Genomic DNA, 23,594 nt, shown 5'->3' on the forward strand with positions numbered 1-23,594 from the left:
CGTGAGTGTGACGAGCGTCTTCCCCCAACTCGAGCGACTGCTGCCGCGGATCAGCAAGCCGATCCAGTACGTCGGCGGTGAGCTCGGCGCGGTCGTGAAGGACTGGGACTCGGTCACCGTCCGCTGGGCGCTGTCCTACCCGGACGCCTACGAGGTCGGTCTGCCCAACCAGGGCGTGCAGATCCTCTACGAGGTGCTCAACGAGCAGCCCGACGTGCTCGCCGAGCGCACCTATGCGGTCTGGCCCGACCTCGAGCAGCTCATGCGCTCCGAGGGTGTGCCGCAGTTCACCGTGGACGCGCACCGGCCGGTCACCGCGTTCGACCTCTTCGGCGTCTCGTTCTCCACCGAGCTCGGCTACACCAACCTGCTCACCATGCTCGACCTGGCCGGCATCCCGCTCGACGCGCGCGAGCGGGACGCCCGGCACCCGATCGTGGTCGCCGGCGGCCACGCGGCGTTCAACCCGGAGCCGATCGCCGACTTCATCGACGCCGCCGTGCTCGGCGACGGCGAGGAGGCGGTGCTCGAGATCACCGGCATCGTCCGCGAGTGGAAGGCGGAGGGGGAGCCCGGCGGCCGCGACGAGCTGCTGCTGCGGCTGGCCCGCACCGAGTCGGTCTACGTGCCGCGCTTCTACGACGTGGACTACCTGGCCGACGGGCGCATCCAGCGTGTCGTGCCCAACCGCGCCGACGTGCCCTTCCGGGTGCACAAGCGCACCACGATGGACCTCGACGCCTGGCCGTATCCGAAGAAGCCTCTGGTGCCTTTGGCCGAGACGGTGCACGAGCGCTACGCGGTGGAGATCTTCCGCGGCTGCACGCGCGGGTGCCGCTTCTGCCAGGCCGGCATGATCACGCGGCCGGTGCGCGAGCGCAGCATCACGACGGTGGGGCAGATGGTCAAGGAGGGGCTGGAGTTCTCCGGCTTCCACGAGGTCGGGCTGCTCTCGCTGTCCTCGGCCGACCACTCCGAGATCGGCGACATGTGCTCGGGGCTGGCCCAGCAGTACGAGGGCACGAACGTCTCGCTGTCGCTGCCCTCCACCCGGGTGGACGCGTTCAACGTGACGCTCGCCCAGGAGCTGTCCCGCAACGGGCGGCGCACCGGCCTCACCTTCGCGCCCGAGGGCGGCTCGGAGCGGATCCGCCAGGTGATCAACAAGATGGTCACCGAGGAGGACCTGATCCGGACCGTCGTCACCGCCTACACCAACGGGTGGCGGCAGGTGAAGTTGTACTTCATGTGCGGTCTGCCCACCGAGACCGACGACGACGTGCTGCAGATCGCCAAGCTCGCGCACGAGGTCATCCGCTCCGGGCGCTCGGCCACCGGCTCGCGGGACATCCGCTGCACGGTGTCCATCGGCGGGTTCGTGCCCAAGCCGCACACCCCGTTCCAGTGGGCGCCGATGGAGGAGCCGGAGGTCATCGACCGGCGGCTCAAGGCGCTCAAGGAGGCCATCAACTCGGACCGCTCGCTGGGCAAGGCGATCGGCTACCGGTACCACGACGGCGAGCCCTCCCAGGTCGAGGGCCTGCTCAGCCGGGGCGACCGGCGCGTCGGGGCGGTCATCCGGCGGGTCTGGGAGAACGGCGGGCGCTTCGACGGCTGGTCGGAGCACTTCTCCTTCCGGCGCTGGGTCGACGCGGCGGCGGAGGTGCTGCCGGCCTACGGCGTCGACCTGGCCTGGTACACCACCCGCGAGCGCGAGCAGCACGAGGTCCTGCCCTGGGACCACCTCGACTCCGGCCTCGACAAGGACTGGCTCTGGCAGGACTGGCAGGACGCCCTGACCGGCTACGAGCAGGACGACTGCCGCTGGACCCCGTGCTTCGACTGCGGCGTGTGCCCCAGCCAGGACACCGAGATCCAGGTCGGCCCGACCGGGCGCAAGCTGCTCCCGCTCACGCCGGTCGGCGGGCTGCGCGTGCCCGGGGCCGGAGCTGGGATCGGGCACACGCATGGCTAAGCGGCAGCCGGAGGGCAACCAGGACCCGGTGGTGCAGCGGATTCGGCTGCGGTACGCCAAGCGGGGCCCGCTGCGGTTCACCTCCCACCGGGACTTCGCGCGCGCGTTCGAGCGGGCGCTGTTGCGGGCCAACGTGCCCATCGCCTACTCGCAGGGCTTCACCCCGCACCCGAAGGTCTCCTACGCGTCCGCCGCGCCGACCGGGGTGGCCAGCGAGGCGGAGTATTTGGAGATCGGCCTGCGGGCCGTCGTCGAGCCGGACGAGCTGCGCCGGGCCCTCGACGCGGCCCTCTCGCCCGGCCTCGACGTGCTGGAGGCGGTCGAGTCGCCGCTCACCGGCGGGGGCAGCCTCGCCGACCGCATCGACGCGTCGACCTGGCGCATCGAGCTGCCCGGGATCTCCGGGGCGGACGCCGCCGTCGCCGTCCGCGCCTTCCTCGACGCGCCCGAGGTGCTCGTCGACCGGCTCACGAAGCAGGGCCGGCGGACCTTCGACACGCGGGCCGCGGTGGTCCGTCTCGACGCCTCTGATCTTGAAATTCTGTCAGATTCCACCAACGGTGACCTACCTTCCGAGGTCACCGACATACCGTGTGCGATACTCGACCTTGTCGTGCGGCAGGTGACCCCGACCGTGCGACCCGACGATGTGCTGTCCGGTCTGCGCGTTGTGGCCGACCTGGAGCCGCCGGTTCCGCCTCGTGCGACCCGACTGGCTCAGGGAGTGCTGACCGAGCAGGGTGAACTCGTCGATCCGCTCGCCCAGTCCGGCGACGGGGATCGGCCGGCGGCCGTCGTAGGAACTTCGTCGCAGTAGACGACGGGTGATCCGCCAGGTGGCGGGCCGCCGGTCGCCAGGCACGAGGTTGGCAGACTTTCGGCGGATCGTCCGCGTGAGCGGATACCTCCGCCGGCACAACATATATGCGGTGCCCCCGTGTGGCTGCGTTGCTACGCGCCCGGGAGCACCAGAACTGGAGAACGTCCGCATGTTCGACAACGAGTCGGCGAGCGGCGAGACCACCGGCGACGAGCCGGTGGCTGCTGCCGCAGCCAGCGAAGACGAGACCACCGCCCCCGTCCGGCGCACACGGCGCCGGACCACCAAGGCCACCGCGGCCGCCTCCGCCGAGGCGCCCGCGGCGGATTCCCCCGAGACCCCGGCGGCTGCGGCTTCGGCCGAGGAGCCGGCCCCCGCGCCCGCCCGCCGACGGCGGAAGGTGACGCCGGCCGCGGAGGCCGCCGAAACCGGCGAGTCCGGCGAGTCCGGGCAGCAGGCGCTGCCGCTGGACGAACCGCCCGTGCCCGTCAAGGCCACCCGGGCCCGGCGGACCCGCACCAAGGTCGTCGAGCCCGAGCCTCAACCGGAGCCCGCAGCCGAGCTTCCGGCCGAGCCTCTCGCCTCTGTTGAGGCCGAGCCGCTGCCGGTCGCCGAGGCTGAGGAGCCGCTGGGCGAGGAGCTCGCGTCCGAGGACGCCGAGCAGGACGCCGACACGCCCGAGGAGCTCGAGCCCCTGGTCGTGGAGGAGCCGCCGGCGCGCCGGGGCCGCCGCGCCGCGCCCGTGCAGCTGCTGTTCATGCCGCCCAGCGAGCAGGTCGCGCCGGTTCGGGCCGAGCGGCCCGCGCCCGCGCCGGCCGCCGAGGACGAGGAACTCGCCGAGGAGGAGCCGGTCGGCCGCGGTCGCCGGCGCCGCCGGGGCCGGGCCGCCGCCGAGGAGGCCGTGGCCGAGGCGCCGGTCGAGGCCGTCGAGGCGCTCGTCGAGACCGACGAGGCCGAGACCGACGAGGACGAAGAGGACGAGGACGAAGAGGCCTTCGAGGGCACCGGGCGCCGCCGGCGTCGGCGGGGCCGGCGTGGTCGCGGCCGGGGTCGCGGCAACGGCATCGACGACCTCGAGGAAGGCGAAGAGGGCGCCGAGGCCGAGGGCGAGGGCGAGGAAGGCGCCGCCGACGAGGAGGCGGAGGCATCCGCCGACGAGGAGGGCGACGAGGACGGCGAGGGCCTGACCCGCCGCCGGCGCCGCCGCCGGCGCAAGGGCTCGGGCGACACCGAGGCCGCCGACGACCCGCACGTGGTCGTCAAGATCCGCGAGCCGCGCTCCGCCGCGCGCGACGAGGTGCAGGGCGTCTCCGGCTCGACCCGGCTCGAGGCCAAGCGCCAGCGCCGCCGGGACGGCCGCGAGCAGCGCCGCACCCGCCCGCCGATCCTCAGCGAGTCGGAGTTCCTGGCCCGCCGCGAGGCCGTCGACCGCACGATGGTCATCCGGCAGAAGAACGACCGCACCCAGATCGCGGTGCTCGAGGACAAGGTGCTCGTCGAGCACTACGTGACCCGGGCGTCGTCGAGCTCGATGGTCGGCAACGTCTACCTCGGCCGGGTCCAGAACGTGCTGCCCAGCATGGAGGCGGCGTTCGTCGACATCGGCCGGGGCCGCAACGCGGTGCTCTACGCCGGCGAGGTCAACTGGGACGCCACCGGGCTCGAGGGCCGCACCCGCACCATCGAGCAGGCGCTCAAGTCCGGCGACTCGGTGCTCGTGCAGGTCACCAAGGACCCCATCGGCACCAAGGGCGCCCGCCTCACCAGCCACATCGCGCTGTCCGGGCGGCACCTGGTCTACGTGCCGCACGGCAACGCCTCCGGCATCAGCCGCAAGCTCTCCGACGTGGAGCGCAAGCGGCTGCGTGACGTGCTCAAGAACCTCGTGCCCGACGGCGCCGGCGTGATCGTGCGCACCGCGGCCGAGGGCGCCTCCGAGGACGACCTGGCCCGCGACGTCAAGCGGCTCCAGGCGCAGTGGGAGGCCATCCAGGAGAAGTCCGGCGGCAGCAGTGCGCCGGCGCTGCTCTACGAGGAGCCCGAGCTCGTCGTGCGGGTCGTGCGCGACCTGTTCAACGAAGACTTCCGCGAGCTGGTCATCCAGGGCAACGAGGCCTTCGAGTCGGTCGAGCCCTACCTGTCGCACGTCTCGCCCGACCTCGTCGACCGGGTGCACCGCTACGCCGGTGCCACCGACGTCTTCGCCGACCTGCGCATCGACGAGCAGCTGATCAAGGCGCTGGACCGGCGGGTGTTCCTGCCCTCCGGCGGCAGCCTGGTCATCGACCGCACCGAGGCGATGACCGTCATCGACGTCAACACCGGCAAGTACACCGGCGCCGGGGGCAACCTCGAGGAGACGGTCACCCGCAACAACCTGGAGGCGGCCGAGGAGATCGTGCACCAGCTCCGGCTGCGCGACCTCGGCGGCATCATCGTCATCGACTTCATCGACATGGTGCTGGAGTCCAACCGCGAGCTGGTGCTGCGCCGGCTGACCGAGTGCCTGGGCCGGGACCGGACCAAGCACCAGGTCACCGAGATCACCTCGCTCGGCCTGGTGCAGATGACCCGCAAGCGGGTCGGCCAGGGCCTGCTGGAGGCCTTCAGCGAGACCTGTGAGGTCTGCAAGGGCCGCGGCCTGATCATCCACACCGAGCCGATCCCGGAGAAGCGTGGCGGCGGCGGTGGGGGCGGCAACGGCCACGGCCACGCGGTGGCCAAGGTCGCCTCGGCCGCGAGCTCGCCCGGCGTGACCAGCGGGGTCGAGGAGGCCGACGCGCCCGCGCCGCGCAGCCGTCGCCGGGGTCGCCGCGGGGCCACCGCCGTCGCCGAGGAGGCGCCGGCGGAGGAGGAGACCGCCCAGGCCGCGGCGGACGCGCCCGAGGAGGCGGACTTCACGCCGATCGCCTCGGAGGACGACCCCGACAACATCGACGAGGACGAGGAAGAGGGGTCGGGCAACGGGGCCCGTCGCCGCACTCGCCGGGGTGGCGTCCGTCGCCGGACCCGCCCCTGATTTGGGGAGTACGCCACCCGTGGCGTACTCTCTCTAAAGCGCACTTTCGTGCGCGAGGTCTTTTGCGTGCCTGTTGCGGCACGCATCCCGGACCAGCCCGCCAGAGCTCTACGACAGGAGTCCGCGTCTCATGTACGCGATCGTCAAGACCGGCGGCAAGCAGTACAAGGTCGCCGAGGGCGATGTGATCGAGGTCGAGAAGCTCGCGGGCGAGCCGGGCGATGCGCTGACGCTCTCCGCTGTCCTGCTTGTCGACGGCGAAGATCTCATCACCGACGCGGCCAAGCTTGCCAGCGCCGCGGTGACCGCTGAGGTCGTCGCGCACACCAAGGGTCCGAAGATCCGGATCCACAAGTTCAAGAACAAGACCGGCTACCACAAGCGCCAGGGTCACCGTCAGCCGCTGACCCAGGTGAAGGTCACCGGCATCTCCACCGGGAAGTAGGGCAAGCGCGATGGCACACAAAAAGGGTGCGTCCAGCTCGCGGAACGGGCGCGATTCCGCCGCCCAGCGGCTCGGCGTGAAGCGGTTCGGCGGCCAGCTGGTCAACGCGGGTGAGATCATCCTCCGCCAGCGCGGCACCAAGTTCCACCCGGGCGACCTCGTCGGCCGTGGCGGGGACGACACGCTGTTCGCGCTCGCCCCGGGTCACGTGACCTTCGGCACCAAGCGTGGTCGCAAGACGGTCAGCATCACTCCGGCCGAGGGCTGATCTCGCAGGTTTCCGACGGCGGGCAGGGGCATAAACGCTCCTCGCCCGCCGTTGCTGCGTTTCAGGAGTCTGCGCTTCAGGAGTTTTAGCACCCGTCGGGCTTTTGCTTGGGCGGCGTGACCACACGCGGACCTGGCAGCGTCGGCGCGCAGCGCCGAGCGGTGTCTCGCGGGAGGAACGGTCCGCACCACCGCGGGCCCGAGTCATGATCTTTTGTTGGATCTTTGGTTGAAAAGGTGAGCTGCAGTGACCTCGTTCGTTGACCGGGCCGTGCTGCACGTGAAGGCCGGCGACGGCGGTCACGGCTGCGTGTCCATCCACCGGGAGAAGTTCAAGCCGTTCGGCGGCCCCGACGGCGGCGACGGGGGGCACGGCGGCAGCGTCACGCTCATCGTCGACCCGGGCGTGCACACGCTGCTCGACTTCCACTTCCACCCGCACCAGAAGGCCCGCAACGGCAACGGCGGGGCCGGCAACGACCGTGACGGGGCCAACGGCGAGACGCTCGAGCTGCGGGTGCCCGACGGCACCGTCGTGCAGACGATCGACGGCGACGTCATCGCCGATCTCGTCGGGGTCGGGACCAAGTTCGAGCTGGCCCGCGGCGGGCGCGGCGGGCGCGGCAACGCCTCGCTGGCCAGCACGCGGCGCAAGGCCCCGGGCTTCGCCGAGCTCGGCGAGCCGGGCGAGCAGCTCGACGTCGTGCTCGAGCTCAAGAGCGTCGCCGACGTCGGGCTCGTCGGGTTCCCCTCGGCCGGCAAGTCGTCGCTGATCGCGGCCATCTCCGCGGCGCGGCCGAAGATCGCCGACTACCCGTTCACCACGCTGGTGCCGAACCTCGGGGTCGTGCAGGCCGGCGACGAGACCTACACCGTGGCCGACGTGCCGGGGCTCATCCCGGGCGCGGCCACCGGCAAGGGGCTCGGGCTCGAGTTCCTGCGGCACATCGAGCGCACCGCCGTGCTCGTGCACGTCGTGGACACCGCGGCGCTGGAGACCGAGCGCGACCCGCTGTCGGACATCGACGCGATCGAGGCCGAGCTCGCGGCGTACGGGGGGCTCGAGGACCGGCCGCGGCTCGTCGTGCTCAACAAGATCGACGTTCCGGACGGGCGGGACCTCGCCGACATCGTGCGGCCCGAGCTCGAGGGGCGCGGGTTCGACGTGCACCAGGTCAGCGCCGTGACCCACGAGGGGCTGCGGGAGCTCACGTTCGCCGTGTCCGAGCTGGTCAAGCAGCACCGGCTGGCCGCACCGGCGCAGGAGCGGACCCGGATCGTGCTGCGGCCCGTGGCCGTCGACGACAGCGGGTTCACCATCGAGCGCGACGCCGAGGGCGTGTTCGTGGTCAGGGGCGGCGCGCCCGAGCGGTGGGTGCGCCAGACCAACTTCGACAACGACGAGGCCGTCGGCTACCTCGCCGACCGGCTCGCCCGGCTCGGGGTCGAGGTCGCGCTCAAGAAGGCCGGCGCCGAGCCCGGCGCTCCGATCCGAATTGGCGCCCGTGAATTCGATTGGCAGCCGAATCTTTTCACCGAGGAGGAGTTCATGCCCGGCAACCGGGGCACCGACTACCGCCTCGAGGAGCCCAACCAGCGGGTCGGGGCTGCTCAGCGCAAGGCCATGCGGGCCGAGCGCCGCCGCCGCTTCGAGGAGCTGGAAGGTTCCCCCCCTTCGGGGGACGACGACGACTTCTGACCCGCTCCGCAACGCGAATTGCCCGGTGAGTGAAACATCGGGGAAATCGAGGGTGCGTACCGTCGTTCCATGTTGATCGAGCAACGTCCATCGGGCGACTCGGAGGTGATCGCGCTCGTAGTCGACCAGCAGGTCGAACTGCGGGCGCGCGACGGTGGCCGGGAGGGCCACGTGTACGCGGTCGACCCGGCCGCCCGCTATCTGGTCGCGGTCGTCGGCGGCGAGGCCGTGGCCTGCGGCGCGCTGCTCGCCATCGACCTGGACGCGGCCGAGGTGACCCGGCTCTACGTCCGCCCGGGGTATCGGGGCCGCGGCCTCGGCCGCCGGATGCTCGCCGCGCTCGAGGACCTCGCCGCCTCCCGCGGCCACCGGGTGCTGCGGCTGGAGGCGGGGGTCACCGCGCCCGAGGCCATCGCGCTGTTCCTGGGGGCCGGCTACCGGCCGATCCCGCGGTTCGGGCGGTACGTGAAGTACGAGGCCAGCCGGTGCTTCGAGAAGCGCTTCGACGAGTCCGGGCGGGACCTGTCGGTGATGCGCCGGGCGGTGACCGATCCGGGCGTCGCCGAGCTCGTGACGCTGGCGGCGGACGAGGCCGCGCACCGCTACGGCGATCCGCAGGCCCGCCGGTTCCCGCTCGACCCGCGCGCGAAGTTCGTGGTCGCCACGGTCGACGGGGTCGCCGCCGGGTGCGGGGCCATCCAGCCGCTGGACGACCAGACGGTCGAGGTCAAGCGGATGTACGTGCGGCCGGCCTACCGCGGCAACGGGATCGCCCGGCGGCTGCTCGCCCTGCTGGAGGACCTGGCCGCGGGCTCGCACTACCTGTTCATCCGACTCGAGACCGGCGCGCGGCAGCCGGAGTCGATCCGATTGTACGAATCAGCCGGTTACCGACCGATTCCACCGTATGGGCCGTACGTACACAGCCCGCTCAGCCTCTGTTACGAAAAACTCGTGATTGCCCCCGAGCCCATCGCGTCGGAGCTCGGCTGAGGCTAGTGTCGCTTCGGTGGGCATCCTCGAGCGGCTGACCCGACCGGCCCGTTCACCACGGGAGCGCTTCGCCGACCAGGTCCTGGCCGAGCTGCGCAGACTCGGGTTCACCGACGCCGAATTCCGCCCGACCCAGTTCGCCATCGTCTGCGAATGTGGCCAGGACGCGTACAGCACCCTCTTTCTGTCGAAGGCGTTTTCGCAGTACCAGCGCAAACCCGGCGACCGCAAACAGTTCGTGCGGGAGTTCGTGGCGCACAGCCTCACCCCGCCCGCGCAGCCGGCCACCTTCGCCGAGGCGCTGCCGGAGCTGCGCCTCGCGTTGCGCCACGCCGCCCGCGGGACCCGCACGCTGCGCCGGCCCGCCCTGCCGCACCTCGACGAGGTCGTGCTCGCCGGGGACGTGCCGCTGGACATCGACAGCCCGGGTCGCTGGGGGGTGAGCGCGGAGGTGATCTTCGCCGCGGCCCATACCCGCACGCTCGCCCGCGCGGAGCTGCCCGCGGCGGCCGGGTTCTTCGGGCCGTCGGTCCTGCACGTGCCCGACTACGACGGCGAGCAGCTGGTCTCGTGGGTGCTGCTGGAGGGCTGGCTGGCCGAGCTCGACGAGCAGGTCGGGGGCCGGGCGGTCGCGTTCCTGCCCAGCACGCTGATGCTGCTCGTGTGCGCCGACGAGCCGCGCCTGGTCGAGCAGTTGTACGAGCTCGCGGCGGACGAGTACGCGCGCACGCCGCGGCCGCTCTCGCCGATGGCGTACACGACCGACGACGACGGCCACGTGGTGCCCTTCCTGCCCGAACGCGGGCATCCGGCCTACCCGGCCGCGGCGCGGGCCGGTCGGCGGCTCGCCGTCGACGTCGCCGAGCACCAGCGGCGCACCCTGGGCGATCGGCGGCTGGCCGAGGCCACCCTCACCGCCCGGCCGGATGGCTCGGCGTTCACCTCGGCCCAGTGGGCGGTCGGGACGCCGGCGCTGCTGCCCGCCGTGGATCTGGTGGGCGTGTCCGTGCCGGGCGAGAAGGTGTTCCACGTGCCGTGGGCGCTGCTCGTCGAGGCCGATCTCGTGCTCGAGGAGATCGAGTACCGGCCCCCGCGCTTCAGCGTGACGCCGGCACCGTCTCCGGCGTCGCTGGGCTACCTGCGCGAGCGGGCCGTGCGCTTCTGAGGCCCATGGCCGCCTTCACGCGGGCCACGGTCGCGTCGGCGCGTTCGGCGGCGCGCTCGGCCCCGGCGGCCAGGACCTGCTCGATGTCGTCCTCGGTGAGGGCGCGGTAGCGGCGCTGGATCGGCTCCAGCAGGGCGATCACCGCATCGGCGACGGCCGTCTTGAGCGCGCCGTAGCCGGTGTAGCCGGAGGCGATCCGCCCCGGTTCTTCCCCTGTGGCCACCGCGAGCAGCTCCAGCAGGTTCGACACGCCCGGCCGGGCCGCGGGGTCGTAGACGATCTCGTCGGCCGTGTCGGTGACCGCCCGCATGATCTTGCGCCGCAGCACGTCCGGCGGGTCGAGCAGGAACAGCACGCCGTTGCTGGACGTGTTCGTCTTGCCCATCTTCGTCGCCGGGTCGGCGAGGTCGGCCAGGCGCGCGGCGACCTGCGGGTGCGTGGCCCGCGGGACGGTGAAGACGGGGCCGTGGCGCTCGTTGAAGCGCAGCGCGAGGTCGCGCGTGAGCTCGACGTGCTGGCGCTGGTCGCGGCCGACGGGCACCTCGGCGATGTCGTGCAGCAGGATGTCCGCGGCCATGAGCACCGGGTAGGTCAGCAGCGACAGGCGGGTACCGCTGCCGCCGCCCTTCTCCTTGAACTGGATCATCCGGTGCGCCTCGCCGTAGCTCGCGACGCACTCGAGCAGGTAGTGCAGCTCGGCGTGGGCGGGCAGGTCCGACTGGCGGTAGAGGACCGTGCGCCGCGGGTCCACGCCGGAGGCCAGCAGGAGGCCGGCCACCTGCAGCGACAGCTCGCGCAGGCGCTGCGGATCGTGCGGGACGGTCAGGGCGTGCAGGTCGGCGACGAACACGATCGTGGGCCGGTCCTGGCCCTCAACCACCGGGCGGATCGCCCCGACGTAGTTGCCGAGCTGGAGCGGGCCGGTGGGCTTGAAGCCGGAGATGCGGCGGTCGGACATGGGACTCGTTCCTCCTGGGCCGGGGAGCCGCCGGTCCCGGGCGGTGTCCGCATACACCGAAAGCCGCCCGGATTCCGGGCGGCCCTGGTGGTCTGTGGGGTTGTCGCGATGCGCGAAGTCTGGCCGCCCCTAGCGGGCGCGCCAGCTGTTCTGTCGGACGGTTCGCGACGACATGGGACCCATAGTAGCAGCGGCCGGGAGATGTCAAGGGGGCGTTGCTGGCCCCTCCCGGGCGGGGGATTTTGGTGTTCGCTGGGTGGGGCGGGGAGGCATCGGCGGGGGAGGAACCTGTGTGGAACTTCGAGAACTCTGAGGAACGGGCCTGGCTGCGGCTGGAGTGCCCGGGATGTCGCGGCTGGCTCGGCATCCCGGCGGCGGTGCCGCGGGGGCCGGCGGCGGACCGGGTGGCGCGGCGGATCGACGCGTTCACCCATCGGCACCGGGCGTGCGGGCGGCGGCCGTGATGCGCCTGCGGCAGTTCCGGCTCCTGGTGGCCGGGGAGGTGCCCGAGACGGCGGCGGACGCGCTGTTCGGGCGGGCGGACGACCTGTGCGTGGAGACGCTGCCGGGCGGCGGGGCGCTGCCCGTCGTGCCGGTCCTGGACACCGGCTCCGGGGTCGGGGCGCGGTGGGTCGCCTGGGTGGCCTTCGACCGGCCGGCGCCGACGCTGGTTGACGCCGTCGTGTCCGGGGTCCGTGACCTGGACGTGGCGGGGCTCGGGATCGCGGCGGCGATCGCGGACGACTCGCTGGTCACCGCGGCGACGGTCGCGGAGCGGGTCGGGCGGCCGGTGGCCGTCGGGCCCGGCCGGGTCTTCGACTGGGGCGAGGTGCTCGAGCGCCTCGGCGGTGACCTCGGCGGGGAGGACGAGGCGGCGTTCGAGGCGGTCACGCTCGCGCTGCGGCTGCGCGCGCTCGCGCCGCGGCTGGAGCGGATGGCCCCGATCCGGTCGCTGCTGCTCTAGCCGCCCTCGGCGGGCGCCTCAGACGTCGAACTCGCCGTCCTTGGCGCCCGCCACGAAGGCGTCCCACTCGTCCTGGGTGAAGACCAGGACGGGGCTGGTCGGGTCGGCGCCGTTGCGCAGGCCGATGAGGTCGTCGACGAACGCCACCTCGACGCGGCTGCCGTGGCTGTCGCCGGGCGCCGAGCGCCACACGGCGCGGGAGCTGTCGAAGTCGCCCTTGGGGTGGGACATCGTCATGCGCGTCACCGTACCGCTTACCGACCGTGTTCGTCGTACCGGCCGCGCTCGTTCGGGTGATGCTGCACACCTCCCGGCCCCCGCGTTTCGATCATTACGATGCCCTGATGCGTGTTGGCATCATGGGCGGCACCTTCGACCCGATCCACCACGGGCACCTCGTGGCCGCGAGCGAGGTGGCCGACCGGTTCGGGCTGGACGAGGTCGTGTTCGTCCCGACCGGGCAGCCCTGGCAGAAGAGCGAGTTCACGGTCAGTCCGGCCGAGGACCGGTACCTCATGACCGTCATCGCCACCGCCTCCAACCCGCGCTTCACGGTCAGCCGCGTCGACATCGACCGCGGCGGGCCCACGTACACCGTGGACACGCTGCGTGACCTGCGCGACTCGTACGGTGCCGATGCCGAACTTTTCTTCATCACCGGCGCGGACGCGCTCGGCAAGATCCTGTCGTGGAAGGACGCCGCCGACCTGTTCGAGCTCGCGCACTTCGTGGGCGTGACCCGGCCCGGGTTCGAGCTGAGCGCGTCGCACCTGCCGGCCGATACGGTGAGCCTGGTGCAGGTCCCGGCGATGGCGATCTCCTCCACGGCGTGCCGCCGGCGGGTCGCCGAGGGCAAGCCGGTCTGGTATCTGGTGCCCGACGGGGTGGTGCAGTACATCGCAAAGCGGGGTTTGTACCGAAAAGTCGGAAACATCTGAGGGGCACAATGTCGTGCTCGCGTGAGAGGCTGGAACCAGCCCGGCGTACCTTGGCCGGGGTAGTCCGACGAAGGGAGTCCGGTGCCCGCCACTGAGCGTGCCCGAGAGCTGGCGCTCACCGCTGCGCAGGCGGCCGCCGACAAGAAGGCCGAGGACATCGTGATCCTCGACGTGGCCGACCAGCTTGTCATCACCGACGCGTTCCTGCTCGCCTCGGCGCCGAACGAGCGGCAGGTCCTGTCGATCGTCGACGCGATCGAGGAGCGGCTGGTGCAGCTGCCGGAGAAGGCGAAGCCGGTGCGCCGCGAGGGTGAGCGCGGCGGGCGGTGGGTGCTGCTGGACTACGTCGACATCGTGGTGCATGTCCAGCACACCGAGGAGCGCGAGTTCTACGCGCTCGACCGGCTGTGGAAGGACTGCCCGCAGATCGAGTTCGCCGACCGCGACCTGCCCGCGACCGCATGACGCTGCTGATTCTGTGGCGGCACGGTCAGACGGAGTGGAACGCGGTCCGGCGGCTTCAGGGGCAGACCGACACGCCGCTGTCCGCCCTCGGCATCGAGCAGGCCGCCGAGAGCGCGCCCCGGCTCGCCGCCCTGCGGCCGGCCGTTCTCGTCTCCAGTGACCTGCAGCGCGCCGCCACCACGGCGGGGGCGCTGGCCGCGGCCACCGGGTTGACCCCCACGCTCGACCCGCGGCTGCGCGAGCGCGGGTTCGGCGAGTGGGAGGGGCTCACGCACCCCGAGGCGACCGCGCGCTGGCCCGAGGCGTTCGCCCGGTGGCGGCGCGGCGAGGAGGTCGACGACGCCGGCGTCGAGGAGGTCGGCGCCGTGGCGAAGCGCATGGTCGCGGCGCTGCAGGACGCGGTCGACGCGGCCGGGCCCGACGCCGTGGTCGTGGCCGCCACGCACGGCGCGGCGGCCCGGTTCGCCACCGTGGCGCTGCTGGGGTGGCCGCTGGAATACGCCCCGCTGCTCGGCCCGCTGCACAACTGCCACCGCACCCATCTGCGGCACGACCCGTTGCGCGGGTGGATGCTGGACGCGCACAACCTGCCCTGATCGTTCCCGCCCGGAACCGCCCGGGCGGGTCTAGCGTCGAAGGTGTCATGAGGTTTGTAGCGCTGATCGTCGCGGGTGGGCTCGCGTTGGCCGGGCTCGCCGGGTGCGGGTCGACGTCGGAGCCGGTCACGGCGCCGCCGCCGTCCATCGTGCCGCCCGCCCCGTCCTCGGACCTCCCGTCCGCCCGGCCGTCGCTGACCCTCGGGTCGGCCCAGCCGCTGGTCTCGGTGCGGGGCACGGTCAAGGACGGCGTCGAGCCCGGCTGCGTGCTGCTGGCCACCGAGAAGGAGACCTACCTCCTGCTCGGCGGCGACCGGGAGTCGATGAAGAGCGGCAAGACGCTGACCGTCTACGGCACGCCCGAGCCCAGCATGATGACCACCTGCCAGCAGGGAACGCCGTTCCGTGTGAGCCGGGTGGAGAACTAGGCTTCTGGCCGTTTCCGGGATCGGCTACGGTGCGGTCATGACCCGCCCGCAGTCCGCCGTCGCCGTGGTCACCGACTCGACCGCGTATCTGCCGCCGCTGCCCGCCGCCATCGGTGGCCGGCTCACCGTCGTGCCGCTCGCCGTGGTCGTCAACGGCGTGCCGGGCCTGGAGACCGTCGACATCGACTCGGCCACGGTCGCCGAGGCGCTGGGCGCGCGCCGGGTCGCCGTCACCACGTCGAGGCCGTCGCCGGAGGCGTTCGCGGAGGTGTACCGCAAGCTGCTCGACGACGGTGCGGACGGCGTGCTGTCCGTGCACCTGTCGGCGCGGCTGTCCGGCACGCACGACGCCGCGGCCCTGGCCGCCGCGGACTTCGGCGGCAAGGTCGAGGTCATCGACACCGAGTCGACCGGGATGGGGCTCGGCTTCCCCGCGCTCGCCGCCGCCGAGGCGGCCGCGGGCGGGGGCACGCTCGCCGAGGTGCGCGCGGCGGCCGAGGCGGCGGCGGGGCGTACGACCACGCTGTTCTACGTCGACACGCTCGAGTTCCTCCGGCGCGGCGGGCGGATCGGCGCGGCGGCCGCGCTGCTCGGCACCGCGCTGTCGGTGAAGCCGATCCTGCACACGACCTCCGAGGGCGTCGTGGTGCGGGAGAAGGTGCGCACGGCGAGCCGGGCTTTGGCGCGTTTGGTGGATATCGCGGTGGAGTCGGCGGGATCTTCCGACGTCGATGTGGCGGTGCATCATCTGGCCGCCCCGGATCGGGCGGATGCGCTGCTCACGACGCTGAAGGAGCGCATCGGGGAGCGGCTGCGGGAGCTGTACCTGACCGAGGTCGGCGCCGTGGTCGGGGCGCACGTCGGGCCGGGCATGGTCGCGGTGGTTGTCCACAGGGTTTCGTGAGTTATCCACAGGCGGGCGGCGGGGCGGATTGGCTCCGCCTAGCCTCCTGCGCATGGATCGTGTGACGCCGCTTGAGCCCGACGACGACTATCCCTGGGACGAGACCTTCCGGGAGCGCCGAAGACCCCTGACCTCCTCGTCCGGCACCTCCTCGTTGGGTACCTTCTCGTTCGATCCGGGGCGGCGCGGGGTTCGGGTGTTGCTGGCGGTGGCCGGGATCGTGGTGTGCGTCTCGGCCGGGGTGGTGTGGTTCTCGCGGCCGCACGTGAGCGCGGCTCCCGCCGTGGGCGTGTCGGCGGTCGCCGGGCCGTCGTCGGCCCCGGCGCTGCTCATCGTCTCCGTGACCGGCAAGGTGCAGCGGCCCGGGCTGGTGCGGCTGCCCGCCGGGGCGCGGGTCGCCGACGCGATCGAGGCGGCCGGCGGGATCGTGGCCGGGACCGACGTCACCGGGCTCAACCTGGCCCGCAAGGTCGTCGACGGGGAGATGATCGCGGTCGGGGTCCCGGCCGCGCCGGTCGCCGGGCCGGGCTCCGGGCTGGTGGACCTGAACACCGCCTCCCCGGCCGAGCTGCAGAAGCTGCCCGGCATCGGGGAGGTGCTGGCGCAGCGGATCGTCGAATACCGGGAGGCCCACGGCGGGTTTCGCGCGGTCACCGATCTGCGGCACGTCGAGGGCATCGGCGACGCGAAGTTCGCGCAGCTCAAGGACAAGGTCACGGTATGAGCGCCGACCTGCGGCTGGTGGGGGCGGCGCTGGGGTGCTGGTTCGCGGCGATCGGCTCGCTGTTCCTGCCCGCGCTGTGGGGCTGGGGGCTCGCCGGGGCCGCGCTCCTGGTGGTGTTCGCGATGTTCCGGGGCTCGCGCTGGATTGTCGCCGCCGTCGCGGCCGGGGTGGCGTGCGGCGCGGCGGCCACGGCGGCGCGGGTGGGGGAGCGGGATGCCGAGCCGCTGCGGGGGCTGGCCGCCCGGCACGCGACCGTGCTCGCCGGGCTGGAGATCACCGATGACCCGCGGCTCGGGCGGGCGCACGTCGGCCGGAACGCGACGGTGGTCGTGCCGGCGCGGCTCGACTGGATCGGGCTCGAACGCGGACGGGTCGAGCTGTCGTCGCGCGTGCTCGTGCTCGCGAGCGACCACGGGTGGCTCGGGCTGCTGCCCGGGCAGCACGTCCGGATCACCGGCCGGCTCTCGTCGCCGGACGGCGGGGATCTGCGGGCCGCGCTGCTGTCGGCCGACGGGGCGCCGCAGCTGGTCGGCCGGGCGCCGTGGGTGCAGCGGGCGGCCGGGTCGCTGCGCGCCGGGCTGCAGCGGGCCTGCCGGGGGCTGCCGGCCGAGCCGGGCGGGTTGCTGCCGGGGCTCGTGGTCGGGGACACCAGCCGGCTCGATCCCGCGCTCGCCGACGACTTCAAGACGACCGGGCTCACGCACCTGACGGCCGTGAGCGGGGCCAACCTGGCGATCGTGGTCGGGCTGGTGCTCGTCCTGGTGCGGTGGTGCCGGGCCGGGCCGCGGGTCGCCGCGCTCGTGTGCGTGGTCGCGCTGGCCGGGTTCGTGGTGCTCGTGCGGCCCTCGCCGAGCGTGCTGCGGGCCGCGGCCATGGGCGGGCTGGCGCTCGTCGCGCTCGCGCTCGGGCGGCCCCGGGCGGCGGTGCCGGCGCTCGCCGCCGGGGTGCTCGGGCTGGTCGTCGTCGACCCGGAGCTCGCCGTGGACGCCGGGTTCGCGCTGTCGGTGCTGGCCACCGGCGGGCTGGTGCTCATCGCGCCGGGCTGGACCGAGGCGCTGCGGGCGCGGGGCTGGCCGCGGGTGGCGGCCGAGGCGCTCGCGGTGCCGGCCGCGGCGCAGGCGGCGTGCGCGCCCGTGATCGCGGCGATCTCGGCCGGCGTCAGCCTGACCACGATTCCGGCCAACCTCCTCGCGGCGCCCGCGGTCGCGCCGGCCACGGTCGCCGGGCTTCTGGCGGCGGTACTGTCGCCGGTTCTGCCGTCCGTCGCCGCCTTCGCGGCCTGGGTCGCCTCCTGGCCGGCCCGCTGGCTCGTGTTCGTCGCCCATCGCGGGGCCGACGTGCCGGCCGGGCTGCTGCCGTGGCCCGGCGGGACGGGCGGCGGGCTGCTGCTCGGGGCGCTCATCGCGGCGCTGCTGGCCGGGTTCCGGTGGCCCGTCGTGCGGCGCTGGGTGCTCGTCACCGCCGTGGCGGTCGTGCTCGGGGCCGTGCCCGTGCGCTTCCTCGCCGCCGCGTGGCCGCCGCGCGGGTGGCTCGTCGTGGCCTGCGACGTCGGGCAGGGCGACGCGCTCGCCGTCGCCGCCGGCCCGGGCGCGGCCGTGGTCGTCGACACCGGGCCGGCCCCGGACCCGGTGGACGCCTGCCTGCGGCGGCTCGGCGTGCGGCGGGTGCCCCTGCTGGTCATCAGCCACTTCCACGTCGACCACGTCGGCGGGCTCGACGGGGTGCTGCGCGGGCGGCGGGTCGACGGGCTGCTCGCGCCCGCGTTCGCGGAACCGGCCGGGGCCCGCTCGGCCGTGCTCGCCCGCGGGGTGGCCGCCGTCGCGGCGCCGGCGGGCTCCGCGATGACGGTGGGTGCGGTGCGCATCGACGTGCTCGGGCCGGTGCGTCCGGTGACCGGGACCCGTTCGGATCCGAACAACAACTCGCTCGTGCTGGCCGTCTCGGCGGGCGGGTTCCGGATCCTGCTGACCGGCGACGCGGAGACCGAGGAGCAGCTCAGCCTGCTCGGGCTGGACCTGCACGCCGACGTGCTGAAGGTCGCGCACCACGGCTCCGCGTATCAGGCTCCGGAGTTCCTCGCGGCGGTGCGGCCCCGGGTGGCGCTGGTCAGCGTGGGGGTGGGCAACGACTACGGGCATCCGAACCCCTCGTTGATGGCGATGCTGGCCCGGGACGGGATTCGGGTCATGCGGACCGATCAGCTGGGGGACGTGGCCGTCGTGCGCGACGGCTCCGGGCACCTCGCGGTCGCGGCCCGGGATGCGTGACACGATGGGCCGCGTGTCGAACCTTCCGCACCTTCGCCTGGTGATCGGCGACGAGGAGCTGCTCGTCTCCCGCGCCGTCGCCGAGACCATCGCCGCCGCCCGTGCCGAGGAGCCCGACACGGAGGTGCGGCAGCGGGCCGGTGGGGAGCTGGTCGCCGGGGAGCTGGCCGAGATGCTGAGCCCGTCGCTGTTCGGCGGGCGGCGGGTCATCGTCGTGCTCGACGGGCAGGACGCGAAGAAGGACGTCTCGGCGGCGCTCCTGGCCTACGCGAAGGCGCCCGAGGACGACGTCGTGCTCGTGGTCACGCACGCCGGCGGGGCCAAGGGCAAGGCGCTCGCCGACGGCATGAAGGCGGCCGGCGCCGACGTCGTGCCCGCCGTGAAGATCGGCAAGCACCGCGAGCGGGTCGACTTCGTGAAGAACGAGATCCGGCGGCAGGGCGGCAAGATCGGCGACGACGCGGCCGAGGCGCTGCTCGCGGCGGTCGGCAACGACCTGCGGGAGATCGTCGCGGCCTGCTCGCAGCTCGTCGCCGACACCGGCGGGCGGATCGACGCCAAGATCGTCGCGCAGTACTACAAGGGCCGCGCCGAGGTGTCCGGCTTCAGCGTCGCCGACGCCGTCATGGTCGGCGACACGGCCGGCGCGCTGGAGGCGCTGCGGTGGGCGCTGCACGTCGGCGTCGACCCCGTGCCGATCGCCGACGCCATCGCCGACGGGGTCCGGACCGTCGCCCGGGTGGCCTCCGCCGGCAAGGGCAGCGCATACCAACTCGCCGGGAGTTTGGGAATGCCTCCGTGGAAGGTCGAACGCGCGCAGCGCCAAGCCCGTGGCTGGACGGCCGAGGCGCTCGTTGATGCCATGCGAGCGGCTGCAGAGTGCAACGCCGCCGTGAAGGGTGGATCGGATGACCGCGGCTATGCCCTCGAGCGGGCCGTGTTCGCAGTGGTCGCTGCGCGCGGTGGAGGAATAGGACGATGACGACGAGCAACGGGTTCGCGCAACAGGCTCCGCTCTACGTCCGTGCGCTGCGGCTTCGGCACCTGCACGTGGGCGGGTTCGTGAGTTTCCTGCTGTTCGAGTGCATGATCGCCGCCGGGGTGCTGCTGGCGCTGGCCGAGCTGGTCAGCTGGTGGGCGGTCCCGGTCCTGCCGGCCGTGGTGGCGATCATGGTCAAGGTCAACGACATGGTCATCGGTGGGTCCCGTCGCGCCCGTGCATTGGCGCGCGGAGCGGAGCGGGGTTCACCCGATCGAGCGTCATCCACTCGGGTGGATCCGGATGACCGCATCGGCGAGCCGGCATCGGTTCCCCGGCGGACCGCGACCGCGCTCGATCGCGCCGAGATCGCCCGGGCCGGGCGCGCGGCGGCGGCACGGGCCGGCGCCGAGGCGCCCGCGGCACGGGCCGGCGCCGAGGCGCCCGCGGCTCGGGCCGGCTCCGACGCGGCGGCTCGCGCCGGCTCCGAGGCGCCAGCCGCTCCCGCGCAGGCGCCGGCCGTCCGGACCCGGACCGTCGAGCCGCCGGCGCAGCGCAAGAAGGTGGGGGTCATCAAGATCTCTGTGCCGGCGAAGGACGCGGGATCCCGGCACGCGGCCGACGACGACGGCAACCGGGAGGTGGTCGACGCCGGGTACGGGATCTCGCCCGCCTCGGACGACGCTCCGGTTCCCGTGGTGGAGGCCCCGGTGTCGCACGCCGCCCTGGAGACGGCCGGCGAGGAGTGGACCGACACCGACTCGCACGGGTTCCAGCGGTCGCGGCCGCTGCACCCGTCGGAGTGGAGCGACCGGCCGGCGCAGGATCGCCGCGCCGAACAGCCGGTGCAGGACCGCTGGCGCGACCAGCCGGCCCAGGACCCTTGGGCGGAGCAGCCGGCCGCAACCTACGCCGAGCCGGTGCGCGAGGCGGCGCCGATGGACTGGCCGACCGAGACCAACGCGTGGGGCGACCGGGCGGCGTGGAACACCCCGGTCGGCTCGGGCGCGCAGGCCCAGGCCAACTGGGGCGACGAGACGGCGTGGGGCGACCGGGCAGCCTGGGCGGCGGGGGATTACAGGCGCGGGACGCAGTACTCGTCCGCGGCCGACACCGGCGAGTGGGACGACGAGACCGGATTCGCCGACCAGGCGGCCTGGGGCACTCCGGCGCGGTCGCCGTACGGGTCCGGCTCGACGTGGGGCCAGTGGGAGCCGGGGGCGCCCGACTACGTGTCGGACTACACCGGGGAGACCACGGGGCCGCAGCAGGCGGCTCGCGATCTGGCGGCGCGTGGGGAGGCCTACCGGTCCGGGGAGACCACCGGCGGGCACCGGCGCTATGACGAAGAGCAGAACCACGGGCACGACACCCGGCCGCTGCACCGGGAGACGCCCGGGCGGCACGCTCGGCAGCAGACGCCTCCGCCCGGGCGGCGGCGGTCGGACGAGACCGACAACGTGACGTCGGGGCACTTCGGCTCCGGCCGGCACGCGGATCGGGGCTGGCGGTCGGAGGACGAGATGGCTCGGCAGCGTACGGGTGGGGTCAACCAGGGGCGGTTCGCCTGAGGCTTTTGGTCGCCGGCTCGCCTTGAGGGTCGGCAGGTAACCGGTAAATCCGATTTATCCGGCATGTGAGTGTCGGTGGTGTGGCCTTGGAGGATCGGCGGGCTTCGGCTCTCCGGTGTTCCAGGGCCACTCTTTTGTGGTCGCTCGGACTTCTTGGGGCCGTGGGGCTTCCGGGCTTCGGCGCGTTGCCGGCGGGGGCACGGGCTGGGACGGGCCGGGTGTTGAGGTGCGGCCGGATGCGAGTCGGCGATCGAGTGCCGCCGCGGGGATGGGTGGTGCGTGTCCGGTAGCGCCGTGCGATGGGACGTGGGGCCTTGCCGGGTGGTGGTTTGGTGCGGCGGGGTGGGGCGCCTTGAGTGGGAGCCGGTGGTCCGCTGGATGCGGCCGGGTGCGCGCGGCGGTGCGGGCGTTCGGTTGTTGCCGAGCTGGTGCGGCCGCGTTGTTCTGGAGCTGGGCACGGCGAAAGCGCCGCTCCACCTATGTGGGCGGCGCTTTTCGCAGGGCTCGTGAGCTGCTGCTGCTCCGGTCAGGCGGAGGTCAGGCCTTGCAGCTTCTTGGTGATGGCCGACTTGCGGTTGGCGGCCTGGTTCTTGTGGATCACGCCCTTGCTGGCGGCCTTGTCCAGCTTGCGGGAAGCGTCACGGAGCAGCGCGGCGGCGGTGTCGTTGTCGCCGGCGGCGGTCGCCTCGTGGAACTTGCGGATGGCCGTCTTCAGCGACGACTTCACCGACTTGTTGCGCAGGCGGCGCTTCTCGTTCTGCCGGTTGCGCTTGATCTGGGACTTGATGTTCGCCACGCGACAGCCTCGTCTTGATAGCTCGGGTTGGATTCCTAGAGCGCACGGCACGACGGCGCGTCACCTAGCGCGATGAATCAGGCTACCAGGTCACCCCGCAGCCAGCCAAAACGGGCCGCGTCCGAGAGAGGGACGCGGAGGTGCCGGGGCGGCCGAAGCGGGAGGTCGAGAAGGGGCGGCGGGAGAGTCGGGGGCGGGGGAGCGGGGAGGTCGGGAGGGGCCGCGGGAGAGCTGGGGCCGGAGGAAGTGGGGAGGTCGGGAGGGGCGGGCGGGAAGCCGGGAAAAGGAACCGGCGCCGCCTCCGAGGGGAGGTGGCGCCGGTGTCCGAGGGGGCTTTGGTCAGAGGGCGCTGCCCTTGACGTACTGGTCCCAGGAGAGCTCCCAGTCCGTCCAGCCGTCGCCGTACTTCACGCGTTCCTCGGTGCCCTTCACGATCACCGGGTCGCCGATGTGGGTCACGCCGTAGAGCCACTGGCCCAGCTCCAGGCTGATGTTCACGCAGCCGTGGGAGACGTTGCGCTTGCCCTGGTCGGAGACGGACCAGGGGGCGGCGTGGATGTACTGGCCGCTCCACGTGATGCGCTGCGGGAACTGGACCTTGGTGCGGTAGCCGTCCGGGGAGTCGACGGGCACGCCGTAGGTGGAGGAGTCGAACCACTCCCACTCGTTCTTCACCATCACGATGAAGTTGCCGCTGTCCGAGGGGTTGCTCGGCTTGCCGAGGCTGATCGGCATCGTCTTGAGGACCACGCCGTCCTCGGTCACGGTCATCTTCTTCGTCGCGTTGTCGGCTTCCATGATGAGCCTCTTGCCGACGGTGGCGTCGACGGTGAGGTCCTGCTGCGCGTACGACTTGTTGCCCAGCGACACCCCGCCCAGCGCGGCGCGCAGCTTCAGCTTGGTGCCGGCCTGCCAGTACTCCCTCGGGCGGTAGTGCACCTCCTTGGCGCTGAACCAGTTCCAGCTGCCCTCCTGCGGCGGGTCGGAGGACATGAACAGCCGGCGCTGGACCGCGGCCCGGGCGTCCTTGGGCACGTCGTTGGCGAAGTTCAGGATCATCGGCATGCCGACGCCGACGACCTGGTTGTCGCCGACCTGGCTGGTGACCCGGACCAGGTTCGACGGCTTGGCCATCGTGGTGAACTTCACCTCGCCGGTGGCGCCGTCGGCCTTCACGGTCGCGGTGTACTCGGTGGCCCATTTGAGCTGTTTGTCCGGAACCCAGTGCACGCCGTCGGCCGCGGGGGCCGACGCCTCCGCCGATGGGCCGGCCGGTGAGGCGGACGAAGCGGACTTCGACGGCTGCTGGTCGACCGCGTTGCCCGTGATGGTCGCGCCGGAGGCGTCCTTCAGGGTCACCTCGGCCGACTCGGGGGCGTTGAAGACGAGGTCGAGGGCGGTGGAGACGTCCTTCGCGCCGTCGGCCGGGGAGCTGATCGGGATCTTCTTGCTTTCGGCGGGGCCTCCGGAGGTACCGCTGCCGGGGCTCTTCCACGAGGTATCCGAGTCCGAACACGCACTGAGTGCCAGCGCGCTCACCACCAGCAACGACAACCATCGAGACCGCATGCACCCAGCTTGCCTGATGGCCGCAAAGCCGCAAACGCGCCGAGCGGACCCG

23 protein-coding genes are annotated in these 23,594 nt (G+C 72.9%); 19 read left to right on the forward strand and 4 right to left on the reverse strand.

Annotated features, from left to right (window positions below):
* Window position 1 precedes the first annotated feature (1 nt).
* The 8 genes from ABT369_RS37265 (at window position 2) to ABT369_RS37300 (ending at window position 10,383) form a co-directional block, all read left to right on the forward strand.
* Window positions 2-1,975 carry a TIGR03960 family B12-binding radical SAM protein gene (locus ABT369_RS37265; protein ID WP_350619424.1) on the forward strand — a complete coding sequence of 658 codons (1,974 nt, stop codon included), beginning with the start codon at window positions 2-4 and terminating at the stop codon, window positions 1,973-1,975.
* Between the two features lie 70 nt (window positions 1,976-2,045).
* Window positions 2,046-2,792 carry a TIGR03936 family radical SAM-associated protein gene (locus ABT369_RS37270; protein WP_502891871.1) on the forward strand — a complete coding sequence of 249 codons (747 nt, stop codon included), beginning with the start codon at window positions 2,046-2,048 and terminating at the stop codon, window positions 2,790-2,792.
* A gap of 172 nt (window positions 2,793-2,964) precedes the next feature.
* Window positions 2,965-5,814, forward strand: coding sequence for an Rne/Rng family ribonuclease (locus ABT369_RS37275; RefSeq protein ID WP_350619428.1), 2,850 nt, complete (start codon window positions 2,965-2,967; stop codon window positions 5,812-5,814).
* Between the two features lie 130 nt (window positions 5,815-5,944).
* On the forward strand, window positions 5,945-6,259 hold the full coding sequence (gene rplU / locus ABT369_RS37280) for a 50S ribosomal protein L21 (protein ID WP_345136130.1): 315 nt from the start codon (window positions 5,945-5,947) through the stop codon (window positions 6,257-6,259).
* A 10-nt stretch (window positions 6,260-6,269) separates the two neighbouring features.
* Window positions 6,270-6,527: a 50S ribosomal protein L27 gene (rpmA, locus tag ABT369_RS37285; protein ID WP_350619430.1), complete on the forward strand. Its 258-nt coding sequence runs from the start codon at window positions 6,270-6,272 to the stop codon at window positions 6,525-6,527.
* 246 nt (window positions 6,528-6,773) lie between these two features.
* Complete coding sequence (gene obgE, locus ABT369_RS37290) at window positions 6,774-8,225, forward strand: GTPase ObgE (RefSeq protein WP_350619432.1); 1,452 nt, start codon at window positions 6,774-6,776, stop codon at window positions 8,223-8,225.
* A gap of 69 nt (window positions 8,226-8,294) precedes the next feature.
* Window positions 8,295-9,218 (forward strand): GNAT family N-acetyltransferase, encoded by a 924-nt coding sequence (locus tag ABT369_RS37295; RefSeq protein WP_350619434.1) that lies wholly within the window; start codon window positions 8,295-8,297, stop codon window positions 9,216-9,218.
* A 16-nt stretch (window positions 9,219-9,234) separates the two neighbouring features.
* Window positions 9,235-10,383, forward strand: a complete 1,149-nt coding sequence (locus tag ABT369_RS37300; protein ID WP_350619436.1) for a hypothetical protein — start codon at window positions 9,235-9,237, stop codon at window positions 10,381-10,383.
* Here the strand turns inward: ABT369_RS37300 and trpS are convergent.
* A complete protein-coding gene (trpS, locus tag ABT369_RS37305; protein ID WP_350619438.1) occupies window positions 10,316-11,341 on the reverse strand; it encodes a tryptophan--tRNA ligase in 1,026 nt (341 codons plus the stop codon). The genes ABT369_RS37300 and trpS overlap by 68 nt on opposite strands.
* A 290-nt stretch (window positions 11,342-11,631) precedes the next feature.
* On the opposite strand from trpS, the gene ABT369_RS37310 reads away from it, so the two are divergent.
* Both ABT369_RS37310 and ABT369_RS37315 read left to right on the forward strand, forming a co-directional pair.
* On the forward strand, window positions 11,632-11,805 hold the full coding sequence (locus ABT369_RS37310) for a hypothetical protein (RefSeq protein ID WP_350619439.1): 174 nt from the start codon (window positions 11,632-11,634) through the stop codon (window positions 11,803-11,805).
* Window positions 11,802-12,305, forward strand: a complete 504-nt coding sequence (locus ABT369_RS37315; RefSeq protein ID WP_350619441.1) for a hypothetical protein — start codon at window positions 11,802-11,804, stop codon at window positions 12,303-12,305. The genes ABT369_RS37310 and ABT369_RS37315 overlap by 4 nt, the downstream gene beginning before the upstream one ends.
* Before the next feature lie 18 nt (window positions 12,306-12,323).
* Here ABT369_RS37315 and ABT369_RS37320 read toward each other — a convergent pair whose 3' ends face one another.
* Window positions 12,324-12,536, reverse strand: coding sequence for a DUF397 domain-containing protein (locus ABT369_RS37320; RefSeq protein ID WP_502891872.1), 213 nt, complete (start codon window positions 12,534-12,536; stop codon window positions 12,324-12,326).
* 113 nt (window positions 12,537-12,649) lie between these two features.
* On the opposite strand from ABT369_RS37320, the gene nadD reads away from it, so the two are divergent.
* From nadD to ABT369_RS58045, 9 genes are all read left to right on the forward strand, one after another.
* A complete protein-coding gene (gene nadD, locus ABT369_RS37325) occupies window positions 12,650-13,243 on the forward strand; it encodes a nicotinate-nucleotide adenylyltransferase (protein ID WP_350619445.1) in 594 nt (197 codons plus the stop codon).
* Window positions 13,244-13,324: 81 nt separating this feature from the next.
* Window positions 13,325-13,708: a ribosome silencing factor gene (gene rsfS, locus ABT369_RS37330; RefSeq protein ID WP_350619447.1), complete on the forward strand. Its 384-nt coding sequence runs from the start codon at window positions 13,325-13,327 to the stop codon at window positions 13,706-13,708.
* The gene (locus ABT369_RS37335; RefSeq protein ID WP_350619449.1) at window positions 13,705-14,304 is read left to right on the forward strand and encodes a histidine phosphatase family protein; all 600 of its coding nucleotides are present in this window, start codon (window positions 13,705-13,707) and stop codon (window positions 14,302-14,304) included. The genes rsfS and ABT369_RS37335 overlap by 4 nt, the downstream gene beginning before the upstream one ends.
* 47 nt (window positions 14,305-14,351) lie before the next feature.
* A complete protein-coding gene (locus ABT369_RS37340) occupies window positions 14,352-14,732 on the forward strand; it encodes a hypothetical protein (RefSeq protein ID WP_350619450.1) in 381 nt (126 codons plus the stop codon).
* 37 nt (window positions 14,733-14,769) lie between these two features.
* A complete protein-coding gene (locus tag ABT369_RS37345; protein WP_350619452.1) occupies window positions 14,770-15,636 on the forward strand; it encodes a DegV family protein in 867 nt (288 codons plus the stop codon).
* A 52-nt stretch (window positions 15,637-15,688) separates the two neighbouring features.
* Entirely contained in the window at window positions 15,689-16,360 is a 672-nt protein-coding gene (locus ABT369_RS37350; protein WP_350619454.1) for a ComEA family DNA-binding protein, read from the forward strand.
* A complete protein-coding gene (locus ABT369_RS37355) occupies window positions 16,357-18,627 on the forward strand; it encodes a ComEC/Rec2 family competence protein (RefSeq protein WP_350619456.1) in 2,271 nt (756 codons plus the stop codon). Before ABT369_RS37350 ends, ABT369_RS37355 begins: the two co-directional genes overlap by 4 nt.
* Before the next feature lie 4 nt (window positions 18,628-18,631).
* Complete coding sequence (gene holA, locus ABT369_RS37360; RefSeq protein ID WP_350619639.1) at window positions 18,632-19,609, forward strand: DNA polymerase III subunit delta; 978 nt, start codon at window positions 18,632-18,634, stop codon at window positions 19,607-19,609.
* Window positions 19,606-21,177 carry a hypothetical protein gene (locus ABT369_RS58045; protein ID WP_502891867.1) on the forward strand — a complete coding sequence of 524 codons (1,572 nt, stop codon included), beginning with the start codon at window positions 19,606-19,608 and terminating at the stop codon, window positions 21,175-21,177. The genes holA and ABT369_RS58045 overlap by 4 nt, the downstream gene beginning before the upstream one ends.
* 526 nt (window positions 21,178-21,703) lie before the next feature.
* Here ABT369_RS58045 and rpsT read toward each other — a convergent pair.
* Complete coding sequence (gene rpsT / locus ABT369_RS37370) at window positions 21,704-21,973, reverse strand: 30S ribosomal protein S20 (RefSeq protein ID WP_350619458.1); 270 nt, start codon at window positions 21,971-21,973, stop codon at window positions 21,704-21,706.
* A gap of 339 nt (window positions 21,974-22,312) precedes the next feature.
* The gene (locus ABT369_RS37375) at window positions 22,313-23,542 is read right to left on the reverse strand and encodes a L,D-transpeptidase (RefSeq protein ID WP_350619460.1); all 1,230 of its coding nucleotides are present in this window, start codon (window positions 23,540-23,542) and stop codon (window positions 22,313-22,315) included.
* Window positions 23,543-23,594 lie beyond the last annotated feature (52 nt).

Origin of the sequence: Dactylosporangium sp. NPDC000244, assembly GCF_040300725.1 — a bacterium.
In the GTDB taxonomy this organism is placed as follows: Bacteria; Actinomycetota; Actinomycetes; order Mycobacteriales; family Micromonosporaceae; genus Dactylosporangium.